The organism is Streptosporangium sp. NPDC050148, assembly GCF_055586505.1.
This window is the reverse complement of sequence record NZ_JBVJIA010000073.1, coordinates 1-6,220: the sequence shown is the minus strand read 5'-3', so window position 1 is coordinate 6,220 and position 6,220 is coordinate 1. Positions and strand designations below refer to the sequence as shown.

Annotated in this window: 8 protein-coding genes; 3 read left to right on the top strand and 5 right to left on the bottom strand. The window is 65.2% G+C overall.

What is annotated here, in order from left to right:
- Positions 1-307: 307 nt before the first annotated feature.
- The 4 genes from ACZ6RT_RS37385 to ACZ6RT_RS37370 all read right to left on the bottom strand — a co-directional run bounded on the left by ACZ6RT_RS37385 (position 308) and on the right by ACZ6RT_RS37370 (position 2,619).
- Complete coding sequence (locus ACZ6RT_RS37385) at positions 308-1,426, bottom strand: Gfo/Idh/MocA family protein (RefSeq protein ID WP_470158853.1); 1,119 nt, start codon at positions 1,424-1,426, stop codon at positions 308-310.
- Positions 1,419-1,616 (bottom strand): ester cyclase, encoded by a 198-nt coding sequence (locus tag ACZ6RT_RS37380; protein WP_470158854.1) that lies wholly within the window; start codon positions 1,614-1,616, stop codon positions 1,419-1,421. Before ACZ6RT_RS37380 ends, ACZ6RT_RS37385 begins: the two co-directional genes overlap by 8 nt.
- A gap of 12 nt (positions 1,617-1,628) precedes the next feature.
- Positions 1,629-1,811: a hypothetical protein gene (locus ACZ6RT_RS37375; protein ID WP_470158851.1), complete on the bottom strand. Its 183-nt coding sequence runs from the start codon at positions 1,809-1,811 to the stop codon at positions 1,629-1,631.
- 202 nt (positions 1,812-2,013) lie between these two features.
- Positions 2,014-2,619, bottom strand: a complete 606-nt coding sequence (locus tag ACZ6RT_RS37370) for a TetR/AcrR family transcriptional regulator (RefSeq protein WP_470158849.1) — start codon at positions 2,617-2,619, stop codon at positions 2,014-2,016.
- Between the two features lie 149 nt (positions 2,620-2,768).
- Here ACZ6RT_RS37370 and ACZ6RT_RS37365 point away from each other — a divergent pair, with 149 nt between their 5' ends.
- The 3 genes from ACZ6RT_RS37365 (at position 2,769) to ACZ6RT_RS37355 (ending at position 4,436) form a co-directional block, all read left to right on the top strand.
- Positions 2,769-3,740 (top strand): aldo/keto reductase, encoded by a 972-nt coding sequence (locus ACZ6RT_RS37365; RefSeq protein WP_399190386.1) that lies wholly within the window; start codon positions 2,769-2,771, stop codon positions 3,738-3,740.
- A 68-nt stretch (positions 3,741-3,808) separates the two neighbouring features.
- Positions 3,809-4,108: a transposase gene (locus ACZ6RT_RS37360; protein WP_470158846.1), complete on the top strand. Its 300-nt coding sequence runs from the start codon at positions 3,809-3,811 to the stop codon at positions 4,106-4,108.
- Between the two features lie 88 nt (positions 4,109-4,196).
- Complete coding sequence (locus tag ACZ6RT_RS37355) at positions 4,197-4,436, top strand: IS3 family transposase (RefSeq protein ID WP_470158844.1); 240 nt, start codon at positions 4,197-4,199, stop codon at positions 4,434-4,436.
- A 671-nt stretch (positions 4,437-5,107) separates the two neighbouring features.
- Here ACZ6RT_RS37355 and ACZ6RT_RS37350 read toward each other — a convergent pair.
- The gene (locus tag ACZ6RT_RS37350; protein ID WP_440074305.1) at positions 5,108-5,719 is read right to left on the bottom strand and encodes a hypothetical protein; all 612 of its coding nucleotides are present in this window, start codon (positions 5,717-5,719) and stop codon (positions 5,108-5,110) included.
- Positions 5,720-6,220: the final 501 nt, after the last annotated feature.

The window sequence follows — 6,220 nt, the reverse complement described above, 5'->3', positions numbered from 1 at the left end:
GGCTCCTCCAGGTCCATCGCTTCGGATGCCTGGATCACGGTACTCGTCACAGGTGTCTCCTTGATCAGGAGTTACACCGTTGTTTGTACAGTCCCCTCCGCTCGCTGCACGTCGACGGAATCAGACGTCCAACGGCCAAGCTGCTCAAAGCCCGCTACCGTGGCTCCGAGCCGGACCTCGCCGTTCGAGGTGTGAAGACCGATGAGTGGCTGGCCGCGAACTCCTCCCCGAGACCATCAACGCCATCGCCGGCCTCGTCTCCGACAAGGTCCGCCGGACTCACCTGGTAACCCCAGGTCGCGCACCATCAACTACTGCGCACAAGGTCGTGAGGGCGGAGGGCTTTTCGTTGGCCTGTGGCGGCGGACCGTACGATCGCGTCAAGGAGTCGGTGGCGCTTGACGGCGTGGGTGAAGTCCGGGGCGACAGCCGTTCCGTGGACGAGGTCGTCCCTAATCGCGGCGTAGGCGTGCACCAGCGTGTGGATCACTGTTCCGGCCAGGGCGGGATAGTCGTCGTAGCCGCTGGGCAGCGTGATCTTCGTAGGCCGACCGCCGCTGCGTGTGCCACACACCGTGACCGGACCGATGTGCGGGAACTCGGCGGCGGTGATCTCGAGTCTCCCCTCTGTGCCGTCGATGATCAGAGAGAACCCTGCACCCGATGCCGCGCCTCCACGGTGGTGGACGGACAGGATGGCCCCGCCCGCCACGGTGCCCGAGATCGCGATCTGGTCCTCGGCGGTCATCAGAACGACCTGCCCGGTACGCCCGAGGGGAACCTGTCGGCGCCGGGTCGCGGTCGTAGCAACCACTTCCTGAAGCTCGCCGACGACCATCGACACCAGGTCGATCGCGTGTCCGAACGCAATGGTCAGCATCGTGGCCCCGAGCTTGCGGTCGAGCGTGTAGACCATGTTCTGAGACACCGGAGTGCCCCATTCGGTCGAAGACGCCACGACGGTGGCGGAGAGCACTTCCCCCACGAATCCTTCGGACACGAGGTCGGTCAACCAGCGGAAGGTAGGCGAGGAGCGTCCCTGAAGACCGACGAAGGTGCGCGTCGTCCCGGCGGCACGCTCCATCTCCTCGGCCTCGCGCAGGTCGACGGCGAGCGGCCACTCGGAGAGCACCGGCACTCCCGCCTTCAGCACGGGCAACACGAGTTCGCGATGCTGAGGCACTTTGACGGCGACAACGACGAGATCGACGTTCTCGTCGCCGGCGAGCTGCTCGACCGACGTGTACGCGGGTACGCCATACGCCGCTCCCGCGGCCTGGGCCGAGGCTTCGGAGCTCGCCGCCAGCGCGCGAAGCTCGATTCCCTCGACGGCGCTCAGCGCGGGCACGTGAGCCCCGGCCGCCCAGCCTCCCGTGGCGCTCAGGCCGACGATGCCGACGCCGATCGGCTTACCGGGGTCAGGCACCGAGCTGCCGCCTCAAGGTCTCGGCGTCGTGCAGGGCCGTCATGTGCACGAACCGCCCGTCACGGATCCGATAGATGGCGTACTCGACGATCTCGAACGAGGCGCCGGTGGGAGCCACGCCGAGCCACTCCTTCGCAGGCGTGCCCGTGTTGATCAGACGGGCCGCCAGACGATCACCATCGACCGCGATTTCCTGGAGCTTTCAGTGGAAGTCCGGCACCGCGTCGATGTCGCCGTTCAGCACAGCGACGACCTGGTCCCGAGTGCCCGGCTCACCGTTCAAAGTGGTCTCGTCGTCGATGAACTCGTCCATGCGGTAGATCTCGTGGGCGTTGAGCGCCCCGATGTAGCGCAGGTAGAACTCGCGCAGGTCGGTGTCGGACATGATCCCCTTCTTCGGCCCCCGGAGCGGAGGTCATGCTCGGTGTTTCGCGACGGCCCTTGACGGTTTCGTCGCGGTGATCGTCGGCAGAGGGAGGAACCACTGCTCGCAACTTCTGTTCCGAACGGTACCGAAGTTTTGCCGCACCGTCACGGCCCTCATGCGAGGAGAATGTTTCACCGGGGCGAGCGAAGGGGTGCAGCCGCTATGCAGGCCAGCCGAGCAACGCCGTGTCGACGATCTCATCGAGCTCATCAGGACCGAGGCCGTTGGCGGCCTGCACTGCGATGCCGAAACCCATCGTCATGATGAACCGGGCAAGACGCCGAGGGTCGGCGTTGCGCGGAAGATCACCCTCGTTGACGGCGCGCCGGAAGCGCTCCTCAAGGCGGATCCCCGCGTCGTTGCGCCAGTCGACAAGCAGGTCGTGGGCGGCCCGGCTCTCGTCGCTCGACGCCAGCGCACCCTGCACGGCCAGGCACCCGGAGGGGCCGCCGGGAGGGGTCGTGGTGCAGACCGCCCCGCGGAGGAACGCCAAGGCCACAGCCCGTGCGGTGGGCTCCTCCAAGGCGCGTGTGGCGTAGGCGGCCGGCCCTGCGCCGTAGCGCTGGAGGGCCTTGCGGAACAACTGCTCCTTGTTGCCAAAGGCCGCATACATGCTCGTCTTGGTGATCCCCATGGCGCCGGTCAGTTCAGCGAGGGTTGCGCCTTCGTAACCTCGCGCCCAGAACACCCGCATCGCGCGTTCCAGCGCCTGGTCGATGTCGAATCCTCGAGGCCGACCCATGACGGCCCTACGGGAGTTACCCATGCCACAAGCGTACCCCTCGGTACAGATTTGTGCTGACCATGAGTTTCATCCTGCCGAAGGTGGCGAACGCAGTTCAGTACCGGACGGTCTTAATGTGCTATGGTTCTGCACCGAACGGTACTTAAGTAATGGGAAGGGAAGTCCGCGCCATGAAAACCATTTCGCTCGGCAGCCTCAAGGTCTCGCGCATCGGTCTCGGAGCCATGGGAATGTCGGCGTTCTACACCGGCGCCGGCCAGTTCGACGACGAGTCGATCCGCACGATCCACCGCGGGCTGGACCTCGGGGTCACCCATATCGACACCGCTGAGGGGTACGGCCCCTTCATCAACGAAGGGCTGGTCGGCCGGGCCGTGCAGGGGCACCGAGACGAGGTCGTGCTGGCGACCAAGTTCGGACTGATCTCCCACACCGGTGGCTCGGCTCCGGACAGCACCCCGGCCAACATCCGCCTGGCCGTGGAGGGATCACTGAAGCGCCTGCGTACCGACTACATCGACCTCTACTACCAGCACCGGGTGGACCCCGGCACGCCCATCGAAGAGACCGTCGGCGTGCTGGCCGAACTGGTGGCTGAAGGCAAGATCCGCCACATCGGCCTGTCGGAGGCCGGCCCTGCCACGATCCGCCGCGCTCACGCCGTGCATCCGGTCACTGCGGTCCAGTCCGAATACTCGCTGTGGACCCGCGACCCGGAGGCCGAGATCTTGCCCGTCCTGCGCGAACTGGGTATCGGCTTCGTGCCGTACTCCCCGCTCGGCCGCGGCTTCCTGACCGGCAACATCCGCTCCCTGAACGATCTCGACGCCGACGACTGGCGCCGCAGCAACCACCGCTTCGCCGACGGCAACCTGGAACGCAACCTGCGAATCGTCGACGAGGTCCGGGCCGTAGCCGCCGAGATCGACACCACGCCCGCACAGGTCGCCTTGGCCTGGCTGCTCGCCCAGGGGGACGACATCGCGCCCATCCCCGGCACCAAGCGAGTCGCCCGGCTGGAGGAGAACGCTGCCGCCGACCACATCGAGCTCACTGCCGGCTACGTCGCCCGCCTGAACGACCTGCCCCCGGCCTCCGGCGAGCGCTACGACGCGGACAACATGGCCGCCATCGACCGCTGATCGAAGACTGGGCTTGATCCGGTTTGACGGACATCCGAGATCAGGGGTTCGTCCCCGGAAGGATGTCCATGATGGAGAGCATGGGGAAGAAGAAACCGCGCCCTCGCCGCTCGTTCGCCCGTGAGTTCAAAGCCGAGATCGTCGAGCTGTGCCGGCGAGGTGACCGTCCGGTCGGCCAGGTGGCGGCAGACTTCGATCTGACCGAGACCGCGGTCCGCGCCTGGATCCGCCAGGCCGAGGTTGACGCCGGTGATCGTGACGGGCTGACCAGCGATGAGCGCGAGGAGTTGACCGCCCGGTTGAACAACCGCCCCCGCAAGTGCCTCGGCTACCGAACCCCGGCCCAATGTGTTGCCTTGACTCTTTGAATCTAAGACGGCTTTCTTCCCGCTCCGAAACGACTGGACAGATGCTGGCAGCGGCGGCTTGACGACATAGGAGCATCAAGGAGACCCGGTGAGGGTGCATCCCTTCATCGAGGCGGAAAAGCAGAGCGGCCACAAAGCCAAACGCGCGTGTGAGCTGCTGCAGGTCTCCCGAGCCGCCTTCTATGCCCGTCGCCAGGGCGCCCCTGGTCCTCGGGCGGTACGTGATGGACACCTGGCCGCACGCATCACCGAGATCCATCGATACTCGCGCGGCACCTACGGCGCTCCGCGGATCCACGCCCTCTTGCAATCCACCGGAGATCGATGAAGGCCGCCTCATGCATGGGGCGGCCTTCGACGCTTGCTCATTTTGGGGGTGCCAACACGTTCCTATCGAATCTCCTCCATTTGGCCACCTGACGCCTCTAACGTCGCCCCATGGAGAAAACCGTCATCTGGGTAAAGCCCTGGAACCCCGAGCACCATGAACCAGGTAGAGAAGGCCACAAAGGTCTATGCGGGTGGCACGGCACTGGACCTCAACGCGGTGCGTGCGGCAACACCCCTTATGCCAGCGTCAAGCTTCAGTACAAGGACTATGCCCCCGTGCAATCTGCCTGCGCTGAAGCTCTTCGAGAGATCTCCAAGCTGTACGGCTTCCCGATCCCTCAGGACTAGCCAAGCCGACAGCACAGGTGACCCGCGCCGGTCGGCATCGGGGCCGTTGCTGTATTTCGCTGCTGTACAGACGCGAAAAGGCCACTTCTCGATCATGGGAGGTGGCCTTTGACGTGGGGTGGAGCCTAGGAGATTCGAACTCCTGACATCCTGCTTGCAAAGACGGATGCCGATCTTGCTCGACCTGCGAAGACGCAGCTCACCGCCCTGATCGCGTTCCCCGTGACTCCCCGCTGTTCCCCCTCGTTTCCCGTCCCATCGGGCACGCAACGGGCACGGCGATCATGTGGGATCACGGGTCTGCTCTACCGGACCTCTGTCCTACGGTGTGCGGTCACCGTATTTGTCGATGATCGCGCTGAGAGTGCGTGGGGCTGACGGCATCTCCTGCCCCAGTGGATCTGGTGAGGTGACGCCAGTGTGTACGGATCGCATCCATTCGTCGTCGACCACAGCCTGACATAGCGCTTCGGCGGTGATGAGCGTGGCGAGATCGCAACTGTTCTCCCAGGTCTCCCGACCTGCTGGGCTGGCGGCGATCCATTGCTCGACGCTGGCGAGATCAGGAACTGGGTACCAGTCCCACTCCAGCCTGTCGAATTTGACCACCAGGCCGCTTTCCGTGCGATACGAGACCATCGCTGGGGCGTGATCGATCCATGTAGCGCTCAGGCAGGGGCCGTACTGCGCCAGAATGGGAAGAGCTTGATCGGTGGTGGAATCGACACGGTAGTCCATGATGACGGTGCCCTTGCCGAGACGCCCGATGAACATGTCGACGTCGTCTGCGAGGAAGCGCGCCGGCTGGGTGCTCTCGGGTGAGATGGCATACGCAGCCAGGACGTCGTCAATCTTGGTGGCAGAGCACCACGTCAAGTTGACGACCAGCTGAGTGCGCAGGCGAAACCACTCGCGGTAGGTCGAGTCGATCACGGACGTTCCTCTCAGCTGACAGTTCCGCCATGGGTCAAGCTCAATGATCTTCGCGTATCCGCGTGCCGTCCGCCGCCGAACTGCGATCAGCCACGTTGCTCGGTGAGCCAGGGTGAGGAACGAACCCTGGATCGTCGATCGCCCCCAAGCATGCACGGCCTCCAGCCATGCAGTGGCGATCGTAGGGCTGCATCTGTGCGGCGGCGGGGCAACCCCGGTCGGTGCGTTCGGTTGGTACGGCGGGGCCGACGTGTGGTGCCCGGCCCGGTGTCCCGCCGCCGTCCGGGACCGGCCCCCAGGCCGCACGCCCGGTCGGCGGGCGGGCGGAGGGCCGGGTACGGCGGCGCGCCGCGCCGCCGCTTGATAACTCATAAGAACAATTCGGCAAGTCACTCGTTGCGCTGTGTGTCCTGTCTCGCTTGATGGTTGACACTCTGGCCTCGCTTGATGCTTGACACCTTGATCGTCTTCTGTGCCTGCTCGTGGCGTTGTCTGCGCTTC